Here is a 26,408-nt window from a genome sequence, read left to right on the forward strand (position 1 = left end):
CCTCACCCGCAGAGCGGCGCGTCCACCCACCAGTGGTCGAGGAGCTGCTGGGCGTTGTAGCCCGTCCGGTCGATACCGATCAAGTATCTGGACAGCCGCGGGTCGTCCGGGAAAGTAGTGAACACGTCGCCCTCGGTGATGGTCGACATGGACCCTGGCGGCGGCAGGAAAACCAGAGGATCCGATGCACACCCGGCATGCGGTTTCCGTGACCATTGAGCAGCCGCGGGCCCCTCACCGTCAGCGGCGAACGAGTCGAGCTTCTCGCGCACCGCGTCGGCAGTCTTGTAGTCGTAGAGAGTGAGGTCCGCGGCGTCGGCATCTCCGCCGAGGCACCGGAAACCCCTGCGATCGAGGCCATCCGAGAACGTGCACCACACGCCTCGCCACCCCGTCGCGGTAGTGCCTTTGCCGCCGGGGAGCAACTTCGGAAAATCGGCGACGATCTTTTGTTCTTTCTCGGGCCAGGCAACGGTCGTGAGGCCAGCCCAGGATCGAGGCGATGAGTCGCTGGCCTTTGCGGCGAACGCGACGACACCAACAACCCCGACCAGCAGTACCGTGAGCCCGACGCCCAGCGCCGCGAGCAGTTTTCCGGATGGCCGACCAGTCCCGGCTGGACGACTCCCGGCGTTCGGACCGTACGGCGTCGGGATATGCGGAGGAGCGGGCGAGAATGGCGGCGCCGGATAAGGCGGGTTCGCCGGTGGCATCCCGCCCTGGCCCGCCGGGAATCCTTGTGCAATCGGCTGCAGGCGAGCCTGATTCGGCGGTTGCCACCCACCCCCGACTGGTGCGCTGACTTGATGTGGAGCGGTAACAGGCCGACCGGTCTGCAAAACACGCGCGACCGCTGCCGCGAACTCACCGCAGCTGGCGTATCGGGCTTCGGGCCGTTTCGCCAGCGCCTGCGCCAACACCGTGTCGAGCGCTGGTGGCAGCCCGTATCGCCGCGCGCTGATGGGTGGCGGCGGATCCGACAGATGCGACCGAATCACCGAGACGGGATTGGTCGAATCGTAGGGCGCCGTCCCCGTCAACAGTGCGAACAACGTGCAGGCCAATGAGTATTGGTCGCACCGGTGATCGAGCGGAGCTCCGGTCAGCTGCTCCGGCGAAGCGAAGGCAAGCGTTGCGGTGAAGGTCCCCGTTTGAGTCAACCCATGCTGCTCGTCGCGCAACCTCGCAATGCCGAAGTCCGCCAGGAAGACCCGCGGCGGTTGCCCAGGCTCGGGATCGCCGAGCAGGATGTTCGCCGGCTTGATGTCCCGATGCAGCACCCCTTGTCGATGCGCATAGTCCAGTGCCGCAGCGGCTTCGGTGATGACACGAACCGCAAGCGCCGGTTCGATCGCACCCAGCGTCGCCACATCGGTTCCGGCGATGAATTGCATCGAGATCCACAGATTGCGATCCTCGACGCCGCGGTCGTATACAGCGACGATGTTCGGATGCTCGAGCCGTGCGATCAGATCCGCCTCGCGCTCGAACCGTGCCCGAATCTCCTTGTCGCCGAACATTTCCGAGTTCAGCAGTTTCAACGCCGTCTTCCTCGGAAGACGCGGATGTTTGGCGAGATACACGGTGCCCATCCCGCCCTTGCCGAGCACCCGTTCGATCTCATACCCGGCGAACACCTCACCGGCCCGCAGGTCGGTCACGTGCCGCCCCCTTCGTCATTCTCACACCGCCGCGCCATGCTATCGGAACCACACGGCGATGTGGACCGCCCGGGACGGTTTCCGCCGCAGGAACTCGGCACGCGCGGAAACCCGTCCACCTCTACCTATTCGCTCAGATCAACCAGCTCTTGCGCCGGTAGTACTCGGACTCGGGGTCGTCATCCTCATCGATCGGCGTGACTACATCCTTGGCCTTGCGTGCCGCAATCGAGCGCGCGATCGCCTCCCGTTGCTCCCGCGCCTCCGCCGCGAGGCGTTCCTGCTCAGCCCTGGCTTCGGCGTCCGCCTCTTCCTTCTCTTCGACGTCGACGGCTTCACGCTCCCACCGTTCGACGAGTTCCCTACCGCGCTCCTCGATACTCCGGTTCCATTCGTCGAGTTCATCCTGCGTCGACTGCATTTCACGCCGGTACTGTTCGGCGATCTGCTCGATATCGTCGATCAGACTCACAGCGGACCTGCCTCTGCCAATTGCGCCCCGCTATCGAACGGCTCCTCTGGTGGATCAACCCGTGCGATCCCAGGATGATGCTCACCATCCTCTTCACGCTTGCCAGTTGGCGGTTTTCCTGGCGCAACCACCGGCTGGCCTGGTCCTTCTCCGGGTGCCGATCCGGGATCGGGGGCATGTGCTTGATCATCGACCGCACCTGTCGAAGGCTCAGCGTCGGGATCGCTTTCCTCGCCGCCCGACCGCTGGTCATCCTCTGGTCCGGACCCGTTCATCGAGATGACGGGGGCGCCGTTCTCATCAATTTTCACGGTGAACTCCTTCAGCGTCCCGTCGTCATCCGTCACGACAAGTTTGAGCTGACCGTCGGAGCCCATCTCGAACTTCAAATGCTTGCCAGCAAGATCGAATTCCGCTGCCTTGTCGCCGGGCTTTCCGTCGCCCTCCTCGGCGTCCTGCGGTTCCTCCTTGGCATCCTCCGCTTCCAGGATGTTTCCGAGCGCACCATCGATTCCCTCTTTGATCGGCTCGGCCAACGCACTGAGCCCTTCACTGATCGACTGCGCGGCGGTGCTCGCCAATGAAGTCAGTGTGCTGGCGAGTCCAGTAAGGCTCTCGAGCGACGTAGTGAATGGCGTTGTCGTAGTAGAGGGGTCAGTCGTCGTGGCGGGCGTAGTGGAAGGTCCTGGCGTGCTCGGCCCCGGTGTGCTCGGCCCCGGCGTGCTAGGGCCAGGTGCCGGACCAGGGTTGTTTCCCGGACTCGTCGGAACGGCTGGGCGAGGATACGGGTCGTCATCCAATTTCGCGAGGGCGGTGGTTATCGCTCCGTACAGCGTCGCTATCGACTGGTGCGCCTTGTTGCACGCACCGTCGAAGAGATCGACCTTCTTCTTGACATCGGGGTAGAAGATCTCGCGTACCCATTCCCAGCATTTGCGAGGCATGTCGTCATCGGATACTCCGGGAAAGATTCGCCGGAGATGGTCGATCCGCTGATCGCTGTCGAATGGATTGGTCCCCCAGTCCTCACTAGCACCACTTCTCGCGGCTTGGACAATGTCGTATACGTCGCTCGGAGTCTTCCCGTCGATTCTCCCCTGGTTCGCATCATCCCAAAACGAGTCGACGGTCTTCGCCTTCGTCACGATGACCGACCTGATGCTGAGAACCGCCGCGTCAATCGCACTGAGAGCGAAGCGAACCTGACCGCGGTCCTCGTCGGCCCGTTTCACCTGGTCGCCCATCATGGTTATCGCCGCATTAGCTGCGCCTCCCTGCCAGACGGAGGGAAGAATCTGCAACTGGGAATTCTGTAATTCCCATTCCGAATCTGCGGCTTCGAGGGCATCCTTGAGTCCCGCCGATACACGGCGAAGCGCTTCGAGATCCATGCCGCGTTGCATGTCGTACTTCGCCGCCATTGCCTCATACGTCGGACCAGTCGTTTTCACGGCCTCCAGGCACAACTGAAGATATTTCTCGAAATACAGGAGCCCACTGGCACCATCATCGAGGATCTTGTTCACGTCGAAGCTGTCAACGCTGGTCGTGTAAACCACGAGTATCAGCCTCCTTCGCCACGATAATCACGCGAACCGATGTAAACGTTTCCAGATCAGAAGATATCATTTTGTAAACCTGGCCAACTCGGTGGCTCGCGCATCATCGGTAATCATATAGCTTACTGCACTCTGACCCATCGCATCCGCAGTGCCCTCGGCCGCTTGCTGCCAGTTGGCAAGCCATTTTGCAACTCGCACAAGGCCATCATGGATATCTGTGCCCTGCGTTCGGTATTCCCGACCAGCCTGATCGGGACCGAAGTCGTTCTTCGTTACTGCCTTGACGTTGTTACCTATCGTCGCTGCGGACAGTCGCAACTTACCCGCCATTGCTTGCAGTGCGCCTGGATCAACGACAACGCTGCCCGTTGCTGTCTGTGGAGTTGTAGTCAAAACGACTTCCCTTCGATCGTGCGTGAGCTAGCACGCCGCCCTATCACGGTTCGGCCGTAGCAGCGTCGGCAAGCTGGTGCATTCGATAGCGGACTGCACCGACAGAAACTCAGGTCCAGCAACGAAATCGCCCCGTTCACAAGGTATATCGAGTCGAGTCTCGTCGAGCCCCCTACCTGGCCATCGGTCGTCATCGAGACCCCCTTCCGTTGTCACCGGCCACCTAGGCGCGGATCGACACGGGCGACCGTACGCTGGCCTCATCTCCTTGGACGCACGTACGTCCCACGTGGTTCCGTCAGGGCGGATGTAGACGCAAAATCTAATGCCACTGGGCCTGACATCGCTACTGCACCGCGCTCCGCCTCGACCTCCCGGCTGCAGAGGAGATCAGGTCCCATGGTCGGATCCGCGACCGTGGGACGCAGGGCGGTCAGTCGGCTTTCGGCGCACGTCAGCAGGCTCGATGCCCTCGGCGCCGCCCGAGGGTGATCCGCTGTCAACATCAGTTCGAAAGCAGCGTCGTTGAGCACTTGCTCCGCACCGCGTAACGACTGCACTGTCTTGCCGAGGACCTCGACGTCCACCTGGAGAAACCCGCCACCGAACATCCTTCCGCGCAGGAATGCGCAACACCACCGACACCGCCGATCATCCGCGGGGGACTTGCGGATGACGGCAGTTCGATCGCCAAACTACTCGATCACGTAATTGGACGCGGCCGAGGCGGTTTCGGTTCCACCGGAAACTAACCGATCTTCCCCTGGTCGGTGCGGACCCATTCGGAGGAGCCGTCGGGGTGGCGGTGGAACTCCCAGGCGGCGTAGTCGCCATCTTTTTCGACGACGGTGACGTGGTCGGCGAAGCCGTCGTGGTCGTAGTCGGTCCAGACCTGCATGGCGTCGTCGCCCTGTGTGGTGATCGAGTCCAGGATGCCGTCGGCGTTGATGTCCTGGGTGGGCTGGTTCAGTTCGACAGCCCCGAGGCCGTCCAAGGGGGTGGACGCGTCGATGTCGGGTAGATCCATGCCCGGGAACTCGCCGGACGTGATCATGGCTCCTCCTCGGACGGGACTCGTGCGATGGTGCGGAACTCCGGCAGGCGCGCGGAATCACTCCATCCTGTCATCCACGAGTCCCTGGCGCAGCCCCCGACCCGGTCGCGGTGGTCACTTTTTCGGAATCACCAGCCACAGAACGAGGTACAGGATGAACTGCGGGCCGGGCAGCAGGCAGGACAGGACGAACAGCAGCCGGACGATGCCGGCGTTCCAGCCGAAGTACTGTGCGATGCCGCCGCAGACTCCAGCGATCCACTTGTCGTGGGAGGTGCGGGTGAGGCGGCGGGCGGGTGCGGTCATCGGATTTCCCTCTCTGGTGTCGATCGCTGTGCCATCCACTCTCCGCGTGCGGGCGCTCGCGCACATCGGTCCGTCGACCCATCGGGACCCTGATTTCTTCGCGCGACGACTCAGGGTGAAACCCCGAGCGCGGGCGCGGATCCGGTTCGCCCGGTCTCCGGCGGCGCAGTTTCGAGTGCGCCCGCGTGCGGCGGGCCGACGGGAAGACGGCAGACTTCTCCCTGTGAGCACCACTTTGCATGCGCGCGGACTCTCCGCCGGACACGGCGAACGCACCCTGTTCGACGATCTGGACCTGACGCTCGCTCCGGGTGACGTGATCGGCTTGGTCGGCGTCAACGGCGCGGGCAAGTCGACGTTGCTGCGCATGCTCGCCGACCGGGCGACGCCCACCGGCTCGATCACGCTCAGCCCGCCGGACGCGACGGTCGGCTACCTCGCGCAGGAGCCGGAGCGGATCCCCGGCGAAACGGTCTTGGAGTTCCTCGGCCGCCGCACGGGGGTCACGGCGGCGCAGCATGCGATGGACTCCGCCGCGGAACGGCTGGCCGAGGGCGGTGCGGACGACTACACGCCCGCGCTGGAACGCTGGCTCGCGCTCGGCGGGGCGGATCTCGATCAGCGGGCGGAGGAGGTCGCCGCCGAGCTCGGCCTCACCGAGAGCCTCGCAACGGGGTTGGACACGCCGATGACGGGTCTTTCCGGTGGTCAGGCGGCCCGTGCCGGTCTGGCATCGGTCCTGTTGTCCCGCTTCGACATTCTGCTGCTCGACGAGCCGACCAACGATCTGGACCTGGACGGACTCGCTCGGCTCGAGCAGTTCGTCACCGGCGTGCGGGTACCGCTGATGGTGATCAGCCACGATCGAGAGTTCCTGGCGCGCACGGTGAACCGGATCGTCGAACTCGATCTGGCGCAGCAGCAGGTGGGCGTCTACGACGGCAGCTACGAGTCGTACCTCGCCGAACGGGCGATCGCGCGGCAGCACGCCAGGGACGCGTACGAGGAGTACGCCGATACCAAAGCGGGACTGGAGGCGCGGGCGCAGATGCAGCGCAACTGGCTCGAGCACGGCGTGCGCAACGCCCGCCGCAAGGCCCGCGACCCGAAGAAGCTGGATTCCGACAAGGCAGGCCGCAAGATGCGTGCGGAATCGACCGAGAAGCAGGCGGCCAAAGCCCGCCAGACGCAGCGCCGCATCGAGCGGCTGGATGTCGTCGATGAGCCGCGCAAGGAGTGGGAGCTGCGAATGTCCATCGCCGCGGCGCCGCGCAGCGGGTCGGTGGTCGCCACGGTCTCCAACGCGACGGTCACCCGAGGCGATTTCACCCTCGGGCCGGTGACGACCCAGGTCGACTGGGCCGATCGGATCGTGCTGACCGGTGCGAACGGTTCCGGCAAGTCCACGCTGCTCGCGCTGCTGCTCGGCAAGATCCAGCCCGACTCCGGGACCGCGACGCTCGGCTCCGGTGTCGAGATCGGGGAGGTCGATCAGGCGCGCGGACTCTTCCGTGGGACCGCCTCCCTCGCGGACACTTTCGGCGCGCAGATGCCGGACTGGCCGGATGCCGAGGTGCGCACGCTGCTGGCGAAGTTCGGGCTGCGCGGGCCGCACGTGCTGCGTGCTTGTGACACGCTCTCGCCCGGCGAGCGCACGCGTGCGGCGCTGGCGCTTTTGCAGGCGCGCGGAGTGAATCTGCTGGTGCTGGACGAGCCGACGAACCACCTCGACCTGCCCGCGATCGAGCAGTTGGAGCAGGCCGTCGAATCCTTCACCGGCACAATGCTGCTGGTTACACACGATCGACGGATGCTGGATTCGGTTCGTGCGACGCGGCGTTGGCATATGGACAACGGCAAACTCATCGAGGACTGACCGGCCTGTCCGCGCTGTGGGGAGTTGGATACCCATTGCTCACCGCCCCCGCATCGCGCATCGGATGGGCTCGATGAAGTTCTCCGGTCGCAGGTACACGTCGGTCGCGGTCGCGTAGTAGACGGTCCAACCGTCCGCCGAGAGCCGGTTGTGCCGCAGGTCGTCGCGTGCTGCCGCGGCTTCGCCGGAATGCCCTGTGGCGCTGTCGTACTCCAAGCCGATGCGCCACTCGGGCCACCCGAGATCGAGTCGCCGTAGCCCATTCCTGGTAGACACCTGGACCTGCGGCTCGGGGCGCGGCAGTCCGGCGTCGATACAGCGCAGCCGTGTCCGCGACTCCATCGGCGACTCCGCGCGACCGTCCGCGATCTCGATCAGCTCCACTGCCTGCACGTAGCCGCGGCGGCCCCGGTGGCGTTCGCTCTCCGCGAGCAAGGCCGTACGGGAGAGTCCGAGGCGCAGTGCGGAGTCCAACGTCGCCAGTGTGTCGAGTCGGTCGGTGGTACGCGCGACGTCGACGGCGGTTCGGATCGCGTTCGTGGCCACGATGCCGTTGATCAGTTCCAAGTCCCCCGGCTCTGTCCGATCGCTGTGCACCACCAGGCGCGAGGTTCGGGATCGGTGGGCGCCGAGCACATGGGTTGCACTGCTCTCGGTCACCGCGAATCCATGCAGCTCCGCGGCTGTCTCGTACGCGGCGGCCAGCGACTGGGCTCCGATCGATAGTCGCGCGGCCTCTACTCGCAGTTGAGGGGTCGGCGATGTCGCGGATTCGCGGTAGACGCCGTGGAACACGCGCACCCAGTCGCCGCGGTCGACGCGAGTGCGCATTTCGGCGCGGGTGTACTCGCACAAGGCCTGCCAGGCGGTGAAGGCGCCGAATTGCTTGTCTCGAACTTCCGTCAGTCCCGGTCGCATGGGACCACTTTGGGCTGACCGCGTGGGAGGCTGGATTTGGTGACCTGGGGAAATGGTTGGGCGGTGGACAACTCTGCGCCTGTGGACAACTCGCCGGTCAGTGCGTGCAGGGACTGCTACCGCGTCGAGGGTCGGTGGTATGACTCAGCTGTTCGTGGGGTCCGGGCTCGGGGTTGGTCGGGCATTCTCCCGACACCACGCGCCCAGCACCGCTCACGGTAAACCATGGCAGGCAGACCAATTCGAATCAGCGAACCCCGAGATCACGTCACCCAACGCAACCACGAAACCTAGCCCGCGCCAGAGTCTTACCCGCCCTGAGGAGACCAGCTTGCGGCTGTCACTGCCAAGCCCCAAGCACGTGACCAGCCTGCGAAGCTCTCGGTACACCAGCCAGCAGCCGCCACGCCACTACTGGAAGGCCGAGCGATGCAAGCCAACCAACCAGCCGAACCTAAACCGAAGCAACCCGCTTCGCCAGATCATCCGCAAGCTGCTTCGCCTGCACCAAATCGGTCGCCTCCACCATCACCCGAACCAATTGCTCGGTACCGCTGGGACGCAACAGAACTCGCCCGGAATCCCCCAGCACACGCTCGGCTTCCGACACGGCATCGCGCACTTCCGGCGCGGCGGCGACCGCAGCCTTGTCGTTCACCGGCACGTTCACCAGCACCTGCGGCACCGTCTCGAGGACGCTGGCGAGGTCGGCGAGGGTGCGGCCGGTCTGGGCTATCCGCGCCATCAGGCGCAGGCCGGTGAGGATGCCGTCGCCGGTCGTGCCGAACTTCGGGAAGACCACATGGCCGGACTGCTCGCCGCCGAGGCTGTAGCCGCCGCGGCGTAGTTCCTCCAGCACGTAGCGGTCGCCGACGGCGGTGGTACGCAAGGCGATTCCGGCCTCGCGCATGGCGATGTGCAGGCCGAGGTTGCTCATGACGGTGGCGACCAGCGTGTCCTTCGCGAGCTCGCCCGCGTCCTTCATGGCCAGGGCGAGGATCGCGAGGATCGCGTCACCGTCGACGATGTTGCCGTCGGCGTCCACGGCGAGGCAGCGGTCGGCGTCGCCGTCGTGGGCGAGTCCGAGGTCGGCACCGTGCTCGCGCACCGCGCGCTGCACCTGCTCGAGGTGGGTCGAACCGCAGCCGTCGTTGATGTTGAGGCCGTCGGGTTCGGCGTTGATGGCGATCACCGTCGCGCCCGCCTCGCGGTACGCGGCAGGACCGACCTCGGCCGCGGCGCCGTGCGCGCAGTCGACCACCACGGTGAGTCCGCTCAGGTCCTGCCCGGTGCCCTCGACCAGATGCTCGACGTACCGCTCGTGGGTGCCTTCGAGGCTGTACTGATCCGGGATGACCAGGCCGTGGTCGCGCGCGCCGGAGGCGTTCAGCACTCGACCGATGTCCGCACCGGTCGGACGCTGCGTGGCGTCCTCGGCGAGCAGTGCCTCGATCCGGTCCTCGACGGCGTCGTCGAGCTTGTGACCGCCCGCGGCGAAGATCTTGATTCCGTTGTCCGGCATGGGATTGTGCGAGGCGGAGATCATCACGCCGAGGCACGCGTCGTAGAGACCGGTGAGGTAGGCGACGGCGGGCGTCGGCAGCACACCCACCGAGAGCACGTTCACGCCAGCCGCGGTCAGTCCGGCGGTCACGGCGGCCTCCAGCATCTCGCCGGATGCCCTCGGGTCGCGGCCTACCACCGCGAGCGCGCGCTTCTTGCCGCGGCCGAGCACCTGCGCCGCCGCTCCGGAAACTCGCAGTGCCAGTTCCGGACTCAGCGATCCGTTGGCAAGCCCGCGGACACCGTCGGTGCCGAACAAACGTCCCATACCTCGCCCCTCATCGGTGGTTTCGCGACATGCGCGTTGGCCCGCAGGCGTCGGCCTGAGCAACCGCAGGGCCCGCGAACGCCGCGACTCAATACAGCGAGAGCAGGCGACCAGCGGTGCTGGAAGCCTGCTCTCGTACAGCTGCCGCGCCGACCATACCGCCCCCGGCACCCCCAGGGTGCCGGATGGCGGTGATCGACGAAGCCAAAATCAGCGCTTCGAGTACTGAGGCGCCTTACGCGCCTTCTTCAGACCGTACTTCTTGCGCTCGGTGGCACGCGGGTCACGGGTCAGGAAGCCGGCACGCTTGAGGGCGGGACGGTCCTCGGGGGTGACCTCGATCAGCGCGCGGGCGATGGCCAGACGCAGGGCGCCTGCCTGACCCGACGGGCCGCCGCCGACCAGGCGGGCGTGCACGTCGAAGGACTCGGTGCGCTCGACGGTCACCAGCGGCGACTTGACCAGCTGCTGGTGCACCTTGTTCGGGAAGTAGTCCTCGATGGTGCGGCCGTTGAGCACGAAGTTGCCGGAGCCGGGCAGCAGCCGGACGCGGACGACGGCTTCCTTGCGGCGGCCGACGGTCTGCACCGGGCGATCGATGACGACCGGGGCGTAGGCGGCGGGCTCGGCGTCGTAGCCGTAGTCCTCCTCCACGACCTCGACGGCGGCCTCTTCGGCGAAGTCCTCGTTGAATTCCTCGGGAGCGGTCACTGGGCCACCTGCTTGATCTCGAACGGAACGGGCTGCTGAGCGGCGTGCGGATGGGTCGGGCCCGCGTAGACCTTGAGCTTGCCCGCGATCGCGTTGCCCAGCTTGTTCTTCGGGATCATGCCCTTGACGGCCTTCTCCACGAGACGCTCCGGACGGGTCTCCAACACCTGACCGACAGTGCGCGACTTGAGGCCGCCCGGGTGCCCGGAGTGGTGGTGGATGAGCTTGTCGGTGCGCTTGTTGCCGGAGATGGCAATCTTGTCCGCGTTGATGATGATGACGAAATCGCCACCATCGAAGTTCGGCGCGTAGGTCGGCTTGTTCTTGCCACGCAGCAGATTCGCTGCCTGGACGGCAAGACGGCCGAGCACTACGTCAGTGGCGTCGATGACGTACCACTTACGGGTCACGTCACCCGCCTTGGGGCTGTACGTAGGCACAGTGCTTCCCTGTCTGTAGTCGGTGTTGCCAGCCAAAAGCGTGCGGTCGAGGTGACCCCGGCGGCCGGTTGAGACCCGGGCCTCGGTGTGCGAACCGGTGATCCACAGGGAATCCTCCGATCGCCCACACGCCAACGCAGAACGATACCAGGAAGGTATCGAGGTCCCCGAATCCGGTCAGATCTCGACCGGGGCCCCCGGGTCGATCGCGCCCGGCGGGCCGGGCACCACGTACCGCAGCGTGTCCATGCTCGGCGGCGCGCATTCCGAATCCACCGCGGCGGGCTCCCGGACAGAGGCGATTCCCTGCTTACGCTCGCCCGGCGCGACGTGCGGCGTCAGACCGCAGGCCACGGGGACGACCTCGTCGACCACCGAACGGGCCGGCTCGGCGGCGCCGGTGAGCTCGATCCGGTCACCCTCGGCGGGCATGGCGACCACGGCCAGCGCTACCGCGCCGGCGATGGCGTGCGCGCCGAACAGGTTGCCTTTCATCTTGCCCCAGATCTTGCCTTTGCGGCCCTTGCCGTCCTCGTCGTCGTCCTCGAACTCGGACGAGGGCGCCTGCCAGGAACCCTGCTGGTTCGGCGGCGGATAAGGCGACCGCGGACCGGGCGGCAGCGAGTCGGGAGCCCGGTGACCAAGGGCGGCGTTCCGCTGATCGTCGCCGTGCTGGCCTGGCGGCCTGGTGAACCTGCTGCCCAACTCCGCGAGGTTCGGCGGAAGACCACGCGCCAGATCCTCGCGGGTTACGCGCGTCGTCGGCTCCTCGCTGGGCGCGGGTTCGGCGTTCGGCGGCACCGTCGGGTAACCGGGGCCGTAGGTGACCACGGGCGATCCCGACGGAGCCTGCGGACCGAGATCGGGCCGCTGAACCGTTTCCGGTGGACGTTGCGCCGATTCGACCGGCCGCTGAGCCGGTTGCACAGGTGGTTCGACAGGCCGCTGACCCGCATCGGCCTGCCACTGCCCAGGATGCTGAGCATGCGGCGGATACTCGCTCCGCGGCTCCACATGCCGACCGCCCTGCTCCGGCTCCTCCTCCGCACTGTCCGTGACCAGCAGGTGAGTGGCACCCAGCACCAACGCGTGCATCGGATGATCGGCGACATGCAACCGGTGACCCAGGTGATTCTGGAATGCGAACCGCAACGCCTCGTTGAAGCAGACATTGCCGCTCAGCAGCACCGTCGACGTGTCCGCGCCGATGGATCGGGCCGCGGCCATGACCTCGATCACCACATTGTCGGCCGAGCGCGCGTCGCGCATGGCGTCGCTGGTGACCGGCACGTCGACCGATTCGGTGGGCTGCTCGTCGTCACCGTGCACCGCGACGACCAGCATCGTGCGGCCGTCGGAGTAGACGCCGGTCGCGCCGACACCACGCGGGTTGCGCTTGTCGGGCGCGCGCACCAAACCGAGCGCGCGCACGTACCCCGAGAGCGCGACACTCTCCGGCAGCGGTTCGACCACCACGTCGAGCGTCTCGACGAGCTCGGCGTAGACCTCGACCTTCTCGTCCGGCCAGCCGTCCGGAAAGGGCAGCGCCACCACGTCCGGCTTGCCGCGCAGGTACTTGCCGATGGCGGCGAGCGGGTTGTACATCCTGGCGCGGAAGACCATCTCCGCGGGCCAAGTCGCCCCGGCCACCACGATCTGCGGGTGACCGAGGATGTCGCGCACGTCGGCGATGGCCATCCCGAGGTCGGGACGCTGCCGGTCGACACCGGCGGTGTGCAACCGACCGGACGAATCGGCCAGCAGATACGCCGGCGGCGTGTACGTACCCTCCACCTGCACCGGCCGGATCGGAGTTCGCCCGCCGCCCGCTGCCACGGACACCACATCCCAACCGAGATGCACTGCCCCTACTCGCACCGTCACAGTCATAAGTGTGCCTGCTGCGCGAGCGAGATGCGCGCGATCCCAGCCGACCCCAGGTCGTGGCGGTTCGAGTAGGTGATCACGGCGCGGACTTCTTCAGTCGTAGCCGCTGCCAGGTGATGACCGCGAGAACACCGGTGATGACCAGCAACAGCGTCACGTCGAGGAACCAAATGCCTGCCGAATGCTTCCACAGGTTGTCTTGCTGGGCGTTGGCGAAGATCTCGAGGATGTCGACGGTCGACGCGCCCGCGGCGTAACCCCAACGCGAGGGGAACAACCATGAAACCTGCTCCAGCACCACACGGTCGGTGACCGGGATGAGTCCACCCGCCATCACGAGCTGCACCATGATCATCACGACCAGCATCGGCATGACCTGCTCGTTCGACTTCGCCAAGCTGGAGATCAGCAATCCGAAGACCACACAGCAGACCGCGGTCAGCGCGATATCGATGTACAGCTCGACGCTGCCCGAGGAGAACACCGAACCCTGGCCCGGCGGGTTCTTGCCCGCCAAGGTGATGCCGACCAGCACCGCCGCCTGCAAGAACGCGGTGACGCTGAACACCGCGATCTTCGCCATCAAATACGCCGAGGGCAGCAGGCCGACCGCCCGCTCGCGGTAGAAGATCGTCCGCTCGCCCACCAGATCACGGACGGTCAACGTGGCGCCCATGAAGCAGGCGCCGAGGATGAGTACGACAAGCAGCTGCTGGGTCTCGCCGCCGCCGACGCGCACGATCTCACCGGTGGGCAGGGTTGTCAGCCCGCCGGGCGCGAAACCGTTCTTGCCCGGCACCACGAGTGAAAGCACGCCGAGGATGACCGGCAGCAGCAGCAGGAAGATCAGGTAACCGCGATCCGCGAAGATCAACCGAATCTGCCTGCGCACCAACGTCGAGAACTGCTTGAACCCACTCGACTGCGGCGGGCTGCCCGCGGGTCCGTAGCGCGGCGGCGGTGGCGGCGGCGGAGCGAACGCCTGTCTGGATCGGTAGGCGGCGAAGGCCTGGTCCGGATTGGCTGCCACATTGGCGAAGATCTCCGCCCAGTCGCTGGTGCCCAAGGCCCCGCCCACCCCGGCCGGATGTCCGCAGAACGCGGTCTTGCCGCCCGGAGCCAGCAGCAGCACCTGATCGCACATGTCCAGGCAGGCCACCGAGTGGGTGACGACGATGACCACACGCCCGGCGTCGGCCAGCTCGCGCAGCATCACCATGACCTGCCGGTCCAGCGCCGGGTCCAGACCCGAGGTCGGCTCGTCCAAGATCAGCAGCGACGGGCCGGTGAGCAGTTCGAGCGCCACGGAGGCGCGCTTGCGCTGACCGCCGGAGAGCCGGTCGACCCTGGTGTCGGCGTGCTCGGTGAGCGAAAGTTCCTTCAGCACACCGTCGATCACCTGCTGGCGGTCGGCCTTGGTGGTGTCGGGCGGCAGCCGCAGTTCGGCGGCGTAGCCGAGCGCCTGGCGCACCGTGAGCTGACGGTGCAGCACGTCGTCCTGCGGGACCATGCCGATACGGGAACGCAGCGCCTCGTACTCGGCGTGCAGGTTGCGTCCCTCGAAAGTCACCACGCCGCCGGACGGTTGGGTGGTGCCCGCGATCAACTTCGACAGTGTCGACTTGCCCGCGCCCGACGGACCGATGAGCGCGGTCAGCGTGCCGCGGCCCGCCTGCATGTTCACGTCGACGAGCAGCTGCTTGTTGCCCTCGACGGTGAATCCGACGCCGTGCACGTGCAAACCCTGTTCGGCGACCGGCTTCTGCCGATGCACCAGAGTGCCCTGCTGGACGACGAAGTCGACGTTGCCGATGGTGACGATGTCGCGCTCGCGCAGCACAGTGCGCTCTTGACGAGTGCCGTTGACGAAGGTGCCGTTCGCCGAGCCGAGATCCTCGATGGTGAGGCCCTCGCTGGCCGCGATCAGGCGAGCGTGCTTGCGGGAGGCCAGCGGATCGTTGACGACGATCTGGTTGTCGGTGGTGCGGCCGATCGCGAGACCGGCGGACGGAATCCGGTCGGCCCTGGCGATCGGCGAGGTCGACGCTCTGGCGCGCAGCGGCGGCAGCGCGGAGGTGTCGGCCTTGGTCGTCATGCTGAAGTTGGGCTGCTGCGGCGTCGGCTGCGAGGGCGGGTGATGCGCCCCGACTGGTTGATGCGAAGGCGTCGGTTGATGTGACGGGGCGGGCTGATGCGCTTGCTGCCCGACCGGCGGACGGTTCGGATGCTGATAGCTAGGCCGTTGCCGAACAGCCTGCTGCGGTTGCGAAGACGGCGGCGGCGTCTGTGCCCGCGCGTGCCGGACCGGCGCCGCGGCGGGCAGCAGATGCAGCAGCGGACCGCTGATCGCGTCACCGAGCCTGACCTGCGTCGGGCGGTCGATCGACACCGGCTGACTCAGTCGGCGCGCGTCGACGAAAACGCCATTGGTACTGCCGTTGTCGGTGAGAACCCAGCCGCTCCCCTGCCAGGTCAGCGTCGCGTGCACTCGCGACACCAGCGGGCTGTCGACGAACAGCGTCACCTCGGGCGCACGGCCCATGGTGATTTGCTGGTTCGAATCGAAGACCCGTTCAGTTCCATCATGGCGCACGGTGATGGTCTGCGCCCCCGGTAAAGACATGCAGCGGATACTATGCCATCAACCGGACATCGGCGGTGCCCCCGACGCGCCTATCGTCCCGATCCGGCGACCGATGAGAACGATATACCGGCCGACTAGGGGGAGCTTTGCCGAAACTCCAAGCGACCGCTGTCATTACGGCTGTGCTGTGCGCGATGGCCCTGCTCGCGGGCTGTACTCGCGAGGTGGACGGCCGTGCGGTCTCGGTCTACGACGACCCGTTCCGGGTCGCCGGACTCCCTACCACGAGCGGCCCGAGCGGACCACGTCCCGGCGTCCCCGACACCGACCTCACCGCGTCCGGCGGCGACGGCGGCGAGATCGACACCCTGGCGCTCAACGCCATCGACGACATCCAGACCTACTGGGGCGCCGAGTACGGCAAGGAGTTCGACGGCGAGTTCGCGCCCGTCGATCGGCTCATCTCCTGGAGCGCCAAGGCGCCGCGCAACAACGCGCCCGAGTTCTGCAAGGAGACGACCTACCGTCTGGTGAACGCCGCCTTCTGCCGACTGGACAACTCCATCGGCTGGGACCGCTCGGTGCTGTTGCCCACCATGGCGGAAACTTTCGGCAAGATGGCCGTCGTGATGGTGCTCGCGCACGAGTACGGGCACGCCGTGCAGTCGCAGGCCAAGATCGTCGATCCGAAGGATCCGGTGATCGTCAAGGAGCAGCAGGCCGACTGCTTCGCGGGCGCGTTCATCCGTCACGTGGCGGAGGGCAAGTCGAAGCACTTCACCATCAATACCTCCGACGGTCTCAACACGGTGCTCGCCGCGACCGTCGCGATCCGCGACTCCGACCCCGACGATCCGGAAAGCGTGCACGGCTCGGCCTTCGAGCGGGTCACCGCGGTGCAGATCGGATTCACCGACGGCCCGAAGGCGTGCAAGGGCATCGACATCGACGAGATCAACCAGCGCCGCGGCGGCCTGCCGCAGACGCTGGGCGGCAGCACCGGCGAATACCCGATCGACAAGGAAAGCCTGATCGAGCTCACCAAGGCGCTCGCCGCGATCCTGCCCATCGAGGACAGCCCGACCTACAACTACAACGGCGCGCGGATCGACTGCCGCGACGGCACCACCACCGCGCCCGTCTCCTACTGTCCCGCCGAGAATCTCATCGCCACCGACATACCCGAGCTGGCCAAACGCGGCACGGCCGATATCGATGAGGACGACCCGCTGCCGCTGAAAGTCACCGGCGACTACAACGGCTACGTCGTCTTCATCGCGCGCTATACCCTCGCGGTCCAGCAAAGTCACGGCCAATCGCTGGTCGGCGCCAAGACCGGGCTGCGCGCCGCGTGTCTGGCGGGCGTGGTCACCGGCAAGCTCGCCGACCCGAATCGCCAACGCACCCAGGGCGATATCTCCCTCGCCGCGGGTGACCTGGACGAGGCGGTGTCGGGCCTGCTCACCGACGGTCTCGCGGCCAGCGACGCGCAGGGCAAGACGGTGCCGAGCGGGTTCGCCAGGGTCGACGCCTTCCGCGCTGGTGTGCTCAACGGCGAGAACACCTGCATGTCGCGGTACTCGTAGTGCCGCGTCCAGAATGGTCGGCGCCAATCGACCGAAGGCCACCTTCACCCCGCCAGACCGACTGACCTTCGTTCACCCGACCTGGTTGCCCAGGGTGGACCGATCGAGGGTGACCTTGATCGCGGTGGGGCGACTGACGGTGACCTTTGGCCGGATTGGGTGTCCAACATGGTGGACCGGCACTGGGCGTCAGCCTCCGAACGGCGGCGGCGCGGCCGGTTCGAAACGCAGCACGCGGTTGCCGATCATCACCTCGGTGCCGGGCACCAGGATCATCGGCTGGTTGGGATTGAGGCGGACCCAGTCGCGGTAACCGGGCAACCGGGTGCGGGTGCCGTTGGTCGAGCCGCGGTCCACCACGGTCACGTCCCAGTTGATCAGCCGAATCTCCGCGTGCGCGCGGGACATTCCGCCGGAGTTGTCCTCGACCTTCAGCGGGATGAGACCGCGCTGCGCGGCCTCGGAGTGTTCGGGGTCGCGGCCGAGCACCGCGTCGGCGGCCAGCATGTAGGTCATGCCGTCGTCGAGGATCAGCATGCCCAGCGGCGGACGGACCACCTCGATCAGCGCCTGGGTCTGGTCCACCGGCATGCCGCAGACGGTGCAGAACGCCGCGCGCGGATCGCTGGGATGGGCTCGCGCGCACTTGAATCCCATCACCTTCACGGTCAGCGCGGTCGCCTTCGCGGTGGCCTCGAGGCGGCGTTGCAGATCGGGATCGGGCTGCGGGGCCGGGTTGGTGCCGCCGACCTGGGTGTCGGCCTCGTGCGGGTCGGAAACCGAGTCCAGCATCGAGGTCGACGCCTGCGTCGCCGTGAGTTGCGGCTCCCGATGCGGTTCGGGCCGGGGTTGCTGACGCGGCTCCGGATCGATGCGCGCCGTCGGCAGCGGCGCGACGGGCGTGCGGTGCTGCGGCGCTCGGTGTTCGGCTGGCTCGGGCCGGGCGACCGCGCGCGAGCGAGCGCCGTCCGACCAGACGACCGCTCCTCCGGCCTGCGCGATTCCCTCTACCAGCCAGCCGATTCCGCGCTCGTGCGGCATTTCCGGAATCCGGCCGTTGGCGTCATCGATGAACAACGCGACACCGCGCGCCGGAACAGGCGCGACCCGGTCGACGGTGAACGCCGCGTCGCTGCCCCGGTACCGCTCGTCCCTGCCGTCCCCGGCGAGCACCGCGGTCACCGCGCCGTGCAAGAAGATCGCGACCCCGCCGTTCTCCGCCGCGGAAAGGATGCCGAAATCGATCGGCACGCCCGGGCTGATCTGCTCGGCGTGCTTCATGAGCCAGCGCGTCGCTTGCCGCGCGACCAGCGCGCCCGGGCCGTCCGGCTGTTGTTCGATGGCCGCCCTGACCAGTTCCGCGAGCGATTCGAGCGCGATGACGGCGGGCGAGTCCTCGGTCGGTTTGTCCCGTCCCCGATGCGCGACCACCAGCACCGCGCCCGCGACCCGGGCGACGGCGTGGTTTCCCGCGACGACCTCGACCTGCCGATCCTTCACCGGTATCGGCCTCCACCGGTGCTCTGGTCCAAGGGCGTCGCCATGGCACCCAGCGTATTGCAATCGGTGTCTGATCGGTCGCTCTGCCCGGCGTTCGTCGGTTATCTTCAAGGGCACGTACGGGAGGAACGAGGGGCCTGTCATGGTTCGGACTTCGCGCATCGCGATCTTGGCGGCGTGTGTGGCGGTAGCCGGTGCGTTGACCGGTTGCAGCAGCGTGGCGGGCACCGCGCTACCCGGTGAACTCGACGTCCGGAACCTGGAGGTCGGCACCTATCCGGTGGACAAGCATGCGTACGACCAGGATTCGAACGGCGACGGCGCGCTGCTGGAGGGTATGCGCATGTCCGAAGCCGTGGTGCCGACCGTGCGGATCGATCCGTCGCTCGTCTTCGGCCGCGGCAGCACCGTGCTCACCGACACCGAGGCGGCCCTCGACTTCGTCGCCAACGTCTCCAAGCCGGTGCTGGACAACCGGAAGATGGTGACCGGCTTCGCCGCAAGCGGTTCCGACAAGGCCGATCCGCCCGGCCAGACCCGACCCGCCACCGACGCCACCGCGATCACCAACGTCGTGTTCCGCTTTCCGGACGAGGCCAGCGCCAAGCTCGCCGCCCGCGAACTCGAGGACGCCGACATCGGCGTCTCCGATCAGAACCGCAGGCTCGGCTCCACCAAATATCCCGACGCCTACCTCCATTGGCGCCCAGGCGTTCCCAGCATCGGCGCCTTCCTCGCCCATCGCGAATTCGTCATCTCGCTGTACGTGCAGCGGCCCCGCGCCGACAGCACCGACCTGGTGAACTGGGCGGATAAGACGTTCGCCGCCCAGGTGCCCGCGCTGGACAAGTTCCAGCCGACCCCGGTCGCCCAGCTCGACACCCTGAAGGTCGACCCGGACGGTCTACTCGCCCGCGTCGCCGTCGCCGACCGCGGCGGGCACTCCCCCGATCCGGTCTCCTTCGCCATCTACAGCGGCAACCACGGCATCCACTCCTCCGACGACCAGGCTGTCACCGAGCGCCTCATCCAGGACACCGGCGTCGACAAGATCGCCATCGTGGACGCCAGTTCGGTGACCCGCACCCGTGACAGCGACGCCGCCCAAAAACTCGTCACCGGCCTGATCGAGACCGCGGGCGATCAGTTCGACCCGGCCAACGCCCCCAACGACGTCCCCGGCGCGAAATGCCTGCAGCTCAACAGCAAAGGCGACCCGGAGCGGGAGTACAAGTACCGCTGCTACGTGCCGTACAAGCGCTACGTCGGCGTGGTGACCAGCGACAAGGAGCCCGACGTGCGTCAGAAGGTCGCGGCGCAGTACGCGTTGCTGGCCAACAGTTTGTGATCGCGGCTGCGGACCGCATCCGATGTGGACGACGCCACGCCGACTCGACATTTCCGTGTGAAACCGACTGCCGCCGCAGGTATTCGATCGAAGGGAGAACTGTGCCGCGCCCCGCTTCGGGATTCCGGACACTGCCTTGCGCGGCCGCGGCTCTCGTCGTCCTCGCCAGCATGACCTCCGGCTGCGGCGCGCAGACGGTCGAAGGGCGCGGCGTGCCAGGCATGACTCCGGTCGACGTGGCAAGCCTCGCCGTCGGCCCGTTCCCTTCCGCGCCCGTCGACTACGAGCCGAAGTTGGAGACCAAGAGCGACGTCTTCGCGATCGAGTCGCGGCGGTTGTTCGGCTATCTGATCGTGCCCTACGAAGTCGACCGCGAGATGGCCGCACTCGACACCACGCGTATCGTCGCCGCTCCCGGTTCGGCGTTCAGCGATTCTCTCGGCGTGCTGCCCGCCCAGTTCGAGCCGATCGCCGAACGCCACCGGCTGATCGCGGGCGTCGTCACCGTCCGCTCGAATCAGCAGCTGCGGGCCATGCGCAACCTGTCGATCGCGCTGCTGCGGTTTCCCTCCGACGAAGCGGCCCGCACCGCCGCAACCGAATTCGACCGCGCGCTCGGTGAACTCATACCGAATCGGCATGCCCTCGTGATTCCGGGTCACTCGGATGCCGTGGCGTCGACCGCGAACGACCAGAAGGGCTACCTGTTCGCCACACGCGGGCCGATGGTGGTCATGGCCATGACCACGGTCCCCCAGCCCGACCCGAATGCCCTTGTGACACAGCTGCGAACGATGCTCGAATTACAGCTCGAACGGTTGACCCGGTTCGTTCCGACACCGGTCGATCAGATCCTCGACTTACCCGCCAACCCGGACGGCATCATGCGACTCGCGCTACCGCCGCTACCGGTGAGCGGCGACGACACCGCCCGGCGCGTCCAGCCCGCTGGAATCTACGACGTCGCTGGACAACTGCATTTCGAGCCGCGCGCCGCCGAGTTGCAGGCCGCACTGGCGAGTGCGGGCGTCGATGTCGTCGCGCGCAACGACGCGACCGTCTACCGCACGCGCGATCTCGACTCGGCGTTCCGCCTCCAGCGCGCCCTCACCGAGCCGCGCGAAGACGAGCAACCCGTCGACAGTCCGCCCGGCATCGCCGATGCCCAGTGCTTGCAGCGCGACACAGACACCTTCGACCAGTACTACGAATACGTCTGCGTCCTCGTCCACGGCCGCTACGTCGCTGTCGTCGGCGCCGACGGCCTGCCCGGCGGGCTGTTCGATCCGAGCCTGTATCAGCGTGCGGCCGCTCAGTATTCGATCCTGGCGCGGGGTGCGTGATCGTGGCACGTTCCCGCATCGCACTCGCCTGTCTCACCGTCCTGCTCGCCCTTTCCACAGGATGCGGGTCCGAGCCCGCCGCGAGCGTAGACACGGCCGCCTTGAATCCGGGCAACTATCCGACGACGCCCAGGGACCTGTCCGCGCTGCGCACCGCCGACGACGGAGCCGTCCGAGAATCCATCCGACTCGGCGGCATCGTCCCGCTGCCCATGGACCTCGACAGTCGACTCGTCCACGGCCGCACCAACTTCGCGGGACATCACTACACCTCCCGCAACCCACCGTTCCGAGGCAGCGGGATCAGCTACCTGGAGAACTTCTCCGAGCAGGTGCCCGGACTTGTCGCCGGATGGCACACCGGCGGTTCCCGCCGCGAGAATCGCAACTTCGGACTCGACATCAGCAGCACGCTGCTGCGCTTCACCACGCCCGAACAGGCAACGCACGCCATGCACGTGCTGGCGGACAAGGGAATCGAGAAATACCCGCCCAAGCAGACACTCGAAATCCCCGGATACCCCACCGGCCGCACCTACCTCAGCACCCACGATTCGGTGCAGTCCTGGACCGCTCGCGGCGACTACCTGCTGTGGGCCTTCGTCTCCGACGGTCTCGCCACCCCGCCCGACCCGGCGCCGCTGCTCGCGATCACCAAGAAACTCTTCGACCGCCAGTTCGAGCTGTTGGACGGCTTCACCCCGACCCCGGTCGAAAAGCTCGCCGACACACCCGTCGACGACCTGCTCGCCCGCACCCTCGCGGCCGAACGCCCCGGCACCCTGGAGGACGTGACCGGCGTATACACGGTGCCCGCCGCTCTACACCTGGAAAACCGCCCCGACCTCACCCGCCGCGCCTTCGAGGACGCGGGGGTCGACCTGATCGCCTACGCGGGCACCCGCGTCTACCGCACGAGCGACTCCGCCGCGGCGGCCCGTCTCACCGCAGCCCTCGCCGCACAGGTCCCGCCCGGCTACGACCCCGTCGACAGCCCACCCGGCCTACCCAACGCCCGCTGCTTCCGCGAAGACCCTGGCCCACCGCAGAGCGCCCGCATCATCCTGGAACACCGCTGCTACTTCTCCCACGACCGCTACGTCGCCGAAGTCACCGCGAACCAACCGCAAGACCTCGCGCAGCGGGCGAGTGCCCAATACCTGCTGCTGGCACACGGTTCGGTGAGTTGACGTAGGATCCGGCGGGAAGTAACGCGGTGGCATCGGTATCGATGCCCGGATTGGGGGAGGCATGAAAGTCCGTCGTGGCCTATTGGGGCTGCTCGCCGTGACAGCGACGGCGGCCATCGGCTGTTCATCGAGCATTACGGGCACACCGCAACCGGGTTTGGCCCCGGTGGACGTCGGCTCACTCAACACCGGCTCGTATGCGAAAGAACCGACCGCGTACGAGCCGAGAGTGAGCGGCCCTGGGGATGTGAAGGCCATCGAAGCCAGGCGGATGCTCAACTATCTGGTCCTCCCGACCGATATCGACAGTGCGCTGACGGTGATCGGCGATGTCGAACTGTTCTCGTATCCCGAGGATCCGTTCGTCACCAAGATCCTCCCCGAGAAGTATCAGCCGGTCACGATCGACAACAAACTGATCGCCGGAGCTTATGTCTCACGGATCAATCCCGATCTGCGCCAACGCAAGAAACTCATTGTCTCGATTCTCCGCTTTCCGACCGAACAGGACAGTAGGAAGGCCGCGGACGATTTCGATCGGATCACCAACGCCGATTCGGTCCGTCATCCCATTGCTGTCGAGGGGCATCCCGATGCGAGGGCCACGTCGGCGGACGACGTGACCGCGGTATCATTCCTCGCCAAGGGGCCCTTCGTAATCCTGACTAATGTCGGTGTGCCGCAACCTGACCAAGCCGCGCTAGCGGGTGTCTTCAAGAAGACCATCGACAAGCAGATCGAACTACTCGGCCAGCTGCGCCTGACGCCGCTCGACGACATCCTCGACGCTCCGCTGGATCCTGAGGGTATCATGCGGCGTGCGCTCCCCAAGGCGACGGACGGCACCGACCCGTTCTTCGTCGAGTACGACTTCGGTGCGCTGGAGCCTGCGGGTGAGCTGCATTACGAGCGCAATGTGGTGGAGATGCAGGCGGCCTTCAGGGAAAACGGCGTCGATCTCGTCGGGCGACGAGGCGGAATAACTTATCGTGCAAGAGATCTGCCCGCTGCTATCCGACTGCAATCGGCACTGGTCCGCCTGGGTAGGAACGACGAAGAACTGGCTCCGCCACCGGGCTTGCCCGACGCGCGTTGCGTGAAGCTCGATACCACCGACACGATCAGGGACTACGACCTGTTCTGCGCGGTGGTGTACGGCCGCTACGTCGCGATCGTGGTCTCGAAGGCGCGTTTGTCGGGCGCCATCGATCCGGCCCTGTACCAACGCGCGGCCGCCCAGTACGCGATTCTGGCGAAGAGCGAGTGATATCTATGCGATACCGACACACTTTGTGCCTCGTCATTGCCGCCGTGGTCATTGCCGCTACCGGCTGCGGGCAAGACGATGGGTCAGCCTCGCCCGCCATCGATGTCTCGGCACTGGATTCCGGGAACTACCTGTCGGTCCCCCGAGATGCGGAAGCGATACGGTCGGATCAGACGGGCGCGGCATTGGAGGCCGTGCGAATCGGCGAGCACGTTCCGTTGCCGGTCGAGATCGACGGCAAGTACGCCTTCCAACGTCTCGTGAACACCGATCGGAGACTGACTCCGGACACCAACTCGACGCCCTATTCGATCGACCGCGAGGAGCTTCCTGCGCTCTTGCAGGGTTATGTCACCGGGTGGGAGGCGTCCGCCGAACGTCGCGCCGTACCGGCGCCCGGTCGGTCCGTCGAGATGCGAGTGCTTCGTTTTACCGACGCGAGCCACGCGGAGGAGTCGGCGAAGAGACTCGCCGAACGCCAAGCGACGAACCTCCCTGGTGAGGCGGTCACCATCCCGGGGTTCCCCAAGGCCAGGGCCAAGTGGTCGCCCAGCAAGAAGTTTCTCGATGCTTGGCTGACGCAAGACGCACTGCTGATGTATGTACACATGGACGATCCGCTGACGGAGCCTCCGGAGGCTGCGCCGCTCGTGTCCTTCGCGCAGAAGGCTTTCACGGACATCCTCGACGCTCTGAAGTCATACAGCCCCTCGCCGCTCGACCGCCTCGGCACTCTGCCGCTGGACCCGGAAGGGCTGCTCGGGCGCACCCTCCCGCTCGAGGACAACCAGAAGCGGAAGTACGACCAATCCGTTGCGATGCCTGCGCAGGCGGCGCTGCATTTCGAACGTCATCCTGGATCGCTCAGGCCCGCGTTCGCGGACGCGGAAGTGGATCTCGTCACGTACTCCGGCGGCCGGGTGTATCGCACCGCGAACGCCGATGCCGCCGAGCGTCTGCTCGCGGCATTCGCGGGACTCGACGAGAGCGGATATACACCGATGGACAGTCCGCCGAAGCTGCCCACCGCGAAATGCTTCGACACCAAGGACAAGAAGAGCAACCCGCCGCAGTATCCGCCGGTTTGCTTCGTGATCTACGACCGCTACGTGGCGCGGGTAACTGGAACGAACGCCCAGCAGCTGCACCAAAAGGCAGCGGCACAGTACAAGTTGCTGGCTTATCAGCAGTAGCCAAGAGGCAGAAGATGAAGCTCGCAAAGAATTCGGTATTTCCGCGCACCGGCGGTGCACTGTTGATGGCCGTCGCTGTGGCGATAGGGCTCGGCGCATGTGGCTCGGTGATATCGGGAACAGCCCAGCAGGTTCAGCCAGACGTCTCCGAACTCGACGTCGGCAATTACTCGACCCAGCCACGCATCGTCGGAAATGCCAAGAACGACAAGCAGGCTCGCTCACGCGAATCGCAGCGGCTGGCCGATTTCGTGGCACTGCCCTACGAGGCGGACCCCTCTTATGTCGAGGACGTGTGGTTTCTCCGACCGCACATCGTGCTGAATCGCAAGACGCTGGGCAACCTGGTTATCAACGACACCTTCGACGATGTCGCCAAGGACCTGGTCGCGGGCTGGGTGAACGCGTGGGCCACCGGTGGACCACGCGACGCGCCGCGGCGCACGATGAACGTCGCGGTCTTGATGTTCCCCGACGCGAACAGCGCGAAGACGGTCGGGCCGACGCTGGAACACGACGACTTCACCTACAACCGCGACAACGAGCCGGTCGCGATCACCAAACATCCCAACACGACCGCACATTGGCGCCCCGGCATCTCCTCGATCGGATCGTGGACGGTACACGACCGCTACGTCATCTTCATCAAGGTCGTCGACGACACCTCGGGGCCCGATCTTCCCGCGTTGGTCTCGCAAGTCGAGCGGATGCTCGACGTGCAGATTCCGCTTCTGGACAAGTTCCAGCCGACACCGAGCGCCGAACTCGCCCGGATACCGCTCGATCCCAGCGGCCTGCTCGGGCGCACACTGCCAAGCAACCCCACCGCACCGTTCCGACCGGAGCCCGACAGTGTCTACACGGGTCGCGGCGCGCTCTCGCTGTTCCAACAGCCCACGCCGGAGATGCTGCCGTTGTTGCAACGAAGCGAAGTCGACCTCGTCAGCTACGGCGACGCGGTGGTGTTCCGAAGCAAGTCCGCGAAGGGTGCCGAAGCACTGTGGCGCGAGTGGCAACCGTCGAAAGACATGCCCGCCAACCAAAAACTGATCGGACCGCCGTCCGGCCTGGACGCGAACGTCGAGTGCTTCACCGAGTATTTCGAGAACACCGTCGACCAGCAGGAGCCGAAGGTCTCGGCGAACCTCTGCATCCTTCAGGTCGGCCGCTACGTCGTGCAGGCGCGAAGCATGCAGCCCCAGGACCTTTTCCAACGGATTTCCGCGCAGTACGCCCTGTTGAAGACCGGATGATGGAGTACGCGCCGCGGGCGGCGGGCATCCCTG

21 protein-coding genes are annotated in these 26,408 nt (G+C 66.4%); 8 read left to right on the forward strand and 13 right to left on the reverse strand.

Going from position 1 to position 26,408, the window contains the following annotated elements:
• Positions 1–2: 2 nt before the first annotated feature.
• From ABZV58_RS11495 to ABZV58_RS11520, 6 genes are all read right to left on the reverse strand, one after another.
• A complete protein-coding gene (locus tag ABZV58_RS11495) occupies positions 3–1,661 on the reverse strand; it encodes a serine/threonine-protein kinase (RefSeq protein WP_355000075.1) in 1,659 nt (552 codons plus the stop codon).
• Positions 1,662–1,794: 133 nt separating this feature from the next.
• Positions 1,795–2,133 (reverse strand): hypothetical protein, encoded by a 339-nt coding sequence (locus tag ABZV58_RS11500; protein WP_355000076.1) that lies wholly within the window; start codon positions 2,131–2,133, stop codon positions 1,795–1,797.
• A complete protein-coding gene (locus tag ABZV58_RS11505; RefSeq protein WP_355000077.1) occupies positions 2,130–3,692 on the reverse strand; it encodes a hypothetical protein in 1,563 nt (520 codons plus the stop codon). Before ABZV58_RS11505 ends, ABZV58_RS11500 begins: the two co-directional genes overlap by 4 nt.
• A 66-nt stretch (positions 3,693–3,758) precedes the next feature.
• Positions 3,759–4,088, reverse strand: a complete 330-nt coding sequence (locus tag ABZV58_RS11510) for a hypothetical protein (protein WP_355000078.1) — start codon at positions 4,086–4,088, stop codon at positions 3,759–3,761.
• 748 nt (positions 4,089–4,836) lie between these two features.
• Positions 4,837–5,142 (reverse strand): DUF6802 family protein, encoded by a 306-nt coding sequence (locus ABZV58_RS11515; protein ID WP_355000079.1) that lies wholly within the window; start codon positions 5,140–5,142, stop codon positions 4,837–4,839.
• Between the two features lie 114 nt (positions 5,143–5,256).
• On the reverse strand, positions 5,257–5,448 hold the full coding sequence (locus ABZV58_RS11520; RefSeq protein WP_067784968.1) for a PspC domain-containing protein: 192 nt from the start codon (positions 5,446–5,448) through the stop codon (positions 5,257–5,259).
• Between the two features lie 223 nt (positions 5,449–5,671).
• Here ABZV58_RS11520 and ABZV58_RS11525 point away from each other — a divergent pair, with 223 nt between their 5' ends.
• Positions 5,672–7,324, forward strand: coding sequence for an ABC-F family ATP-binding cassette domain-containing protein (locus tag ABZV58_RS11525; protein WP_355000080.1), 1,653 nt, complete (start codon positions 5,672–5,674; stop codon positions 7,322–7,324).
• Between the two features lie 39 nt (positions 7,325–7,363).
• On the opposite strand, the gene ABZV58_RS11530 is transcribed toward ABZV58_RS11525, so the two are convergent.
• From ABZV58_RS11530 to ABZV58_RS11555, 6 genes are all read right to left on the reverse strand, one after another.
• Complete coding sequence (locus tag ABZV58_RS11530) at positions 7,364–8,242, reverse strand: hypothetical protein (RefSeq protein ID WP_355000081.1); 879 nt, start codon at positions 8,240–8,242, stop codon at positions 7,364–7,366.
• Between the two features lie 454 nt (positions 8,243–8,696).
• Positions 8,697–10,073, reverse strand: a complete 1,377-nt coding sequence (gene glmM, locus ABZV58_RS11535; RefSeq protein WP_355000082.1) for a phosphoglucosamine mutase — start codon at positions 10,071–10,073, stop codon at positions 8,697–8,699.
• A 210-nt stretch (positions 10,074–10,283) separates the two neighbouring features.
• On the reverse strand, positions 10,284–10,784 hold the full coding sequence (gene rpsI / locus ABZV58_RS11540; RefSeq protein ID WP_084482930.1) for a 30S ribosomal protein S9: 501 nt from the start codon (positions 10,782–10,784) through the stop codon (positions 10,284–10,286).
• Complete coding sequence (gene rplM, locus ABZV58_RS11545) at positions 10,781–11,224, reverse strand: 50S ribosomal protein L13 (RefSeq protein ID WP_067833240.1); 444 nt, start codon at positions 11,222–11,224, stop codon at positions 10,781–10,783. Before rplM ends, rpsI begins: the two co-directional genes overlap by 4 nt.
• Before the next feature lie 177 nt (positions 11,225–11,401).
• Positions 11,402–13,114 carry a hypothetical protein gene (locus ABZV58_RS11550; RefSeq protein WP_355000083.1) on the reverse strand — a complete coding sequence of 571 codons (1,713 nt, stop codon included), beginning with the start codon at positions 13,112–13,114 and terminating at the stop codon, positions 11,402–11,404.
• Positions 13,115–13,187: 73 nt separating this feature from the next.
• Entirely contained in the window at positions 13,188–15,734 is a 2,547-nt protein-coding gene (locus tag ABZV58_RS11555) for an FHA domain-containing protein (RefSeq protein ID WP_355000084.1), read from the reverse strand.
• A 155-nt stretch (positions 15,735–15,889) separates the two neighbouring features.
• Here ABZV58_RS11555 and ABZV58_RS11560 point away from each other — a divergent pair, with 155 nt between their 5' ends.
• Positions 15,890–17,281 carry a metallopeptidase gene (locus ABZV58_RS11560; protein WP_355000537.1) on the forward strand — a complete coding sequence of 464 codons (1,392 nt, stop codon included), beginning with the start codon at positions 15,890–15,892 and terminating at the stop codon, positions 17,279–17,281.
• 189 nt (positions 17,282–17,470) lie between these two features.
• On the opposite strand, the gene ABZV58_RS11565 is transcribed toward ABZV58_RS11560, so the two are convergent.
• A complete protein-coding gene (locus ABZV58_RS11565; RefSeq protein ID WP_355000085.1) occupies positions 17,471–18,781 on the reverse strand; it encodes an FHA domain-containing protein in 1,311 nt (436 codons plus the stop codon).
• 142 nt (positions 18,782–18,923) lie between these two features.
• Here ABZV58_RS11565 and ABZV58_RS11570 point away from each other — a divergent pair, with 142 nt between their 5' ends.
• The 6 genes from ABZV58_RS11570 to ABZV58_RS11595 all read left to right on the forward strand — a co-directional run bounded on the left by ABZV58_RS11570 (position 18,924) and on the right by ABZV58_RS11595 (position 26,375).
• Positions 18,924–20,129 (forward strand): hypothetical protein, encoded by a 1,206-nt coding sequence (locus ABZV58_RS11570; RefSeq protein ID WP_355000086.1) that lies wholly within the window; start codon positions 18,924–18,926, stop codon positions 20,127–20,129.
• Positions 20,130–20,299: 170 nt separating this feature from the next.
• Positions 20,300–21,472 carry a hypothetical protein gene (locus ABZV58_RS11575; protein WP_355000087.1) on the forward strand — a complete coding sequence of 391 codons (1,173 nt, stop codon included), beginning with the start codon at positions 20,300–20,302 and terminating at the stop codon, positions 21,470–21,472.
• Positions 21,473–21,474: 2 nt separating this feature from the next.
• Positions 21,475–22,662, forward strand: coding sequence for a hypothetical protein (locus ABZV58_RS11580; protein WP_355000088.1), 1,188 nt, complete (start codon positions 21,475–21,477; stop codon positions 22,660–22,662).
• 61 nt (positions 22,663–22,723) lie between these two features.
• Entirely contained in the window at positions 22,724–23,929 is a 1,206-nt protein-coding gene (locus tag ABZV58_RS11585) for a hypothetical protein (RefSeq protein ID WP_355000089.1), read from the forward strand.
• 44 nt (positions 23,930–23,973) lie between these two features.
• Positions 23,974–25,122: a hypothetical protein gene (locus ABZV58_RS11590; protein ID WP_355000090.1), complete on the forward strand. Its 1,149-nt coding sequence runs from the start codon at positions 23,974–23,976 to the stop codon at positions 25,120–25,122.
• Complete coding sequence (locus ABZV58_RS11595) at positions 25,014–26,375, forward strand: hypothetical protein (protein WP_355000091.1); 1,362 nt, start codon at positions 25,014–25,016, stop codon at positions 26,373–26,375. Before ABZV58_RS11590 ends, ABZV58_RS11595 begins: the two co-directional genes overlap by 109 nt.
• The last annotated feature ends 33 nt before the right edge of the window (positions 26,376–26,408 follow it).

This window comes from Nocardia sp. NPDC004654 (genome assembly GCF_040609595.1).
Taxonomy (GTDB): Bacteria; Actinomycetota; Actinomycetes; order Mycobacteriales; family Mycobacteriaceae; genus Nocardia.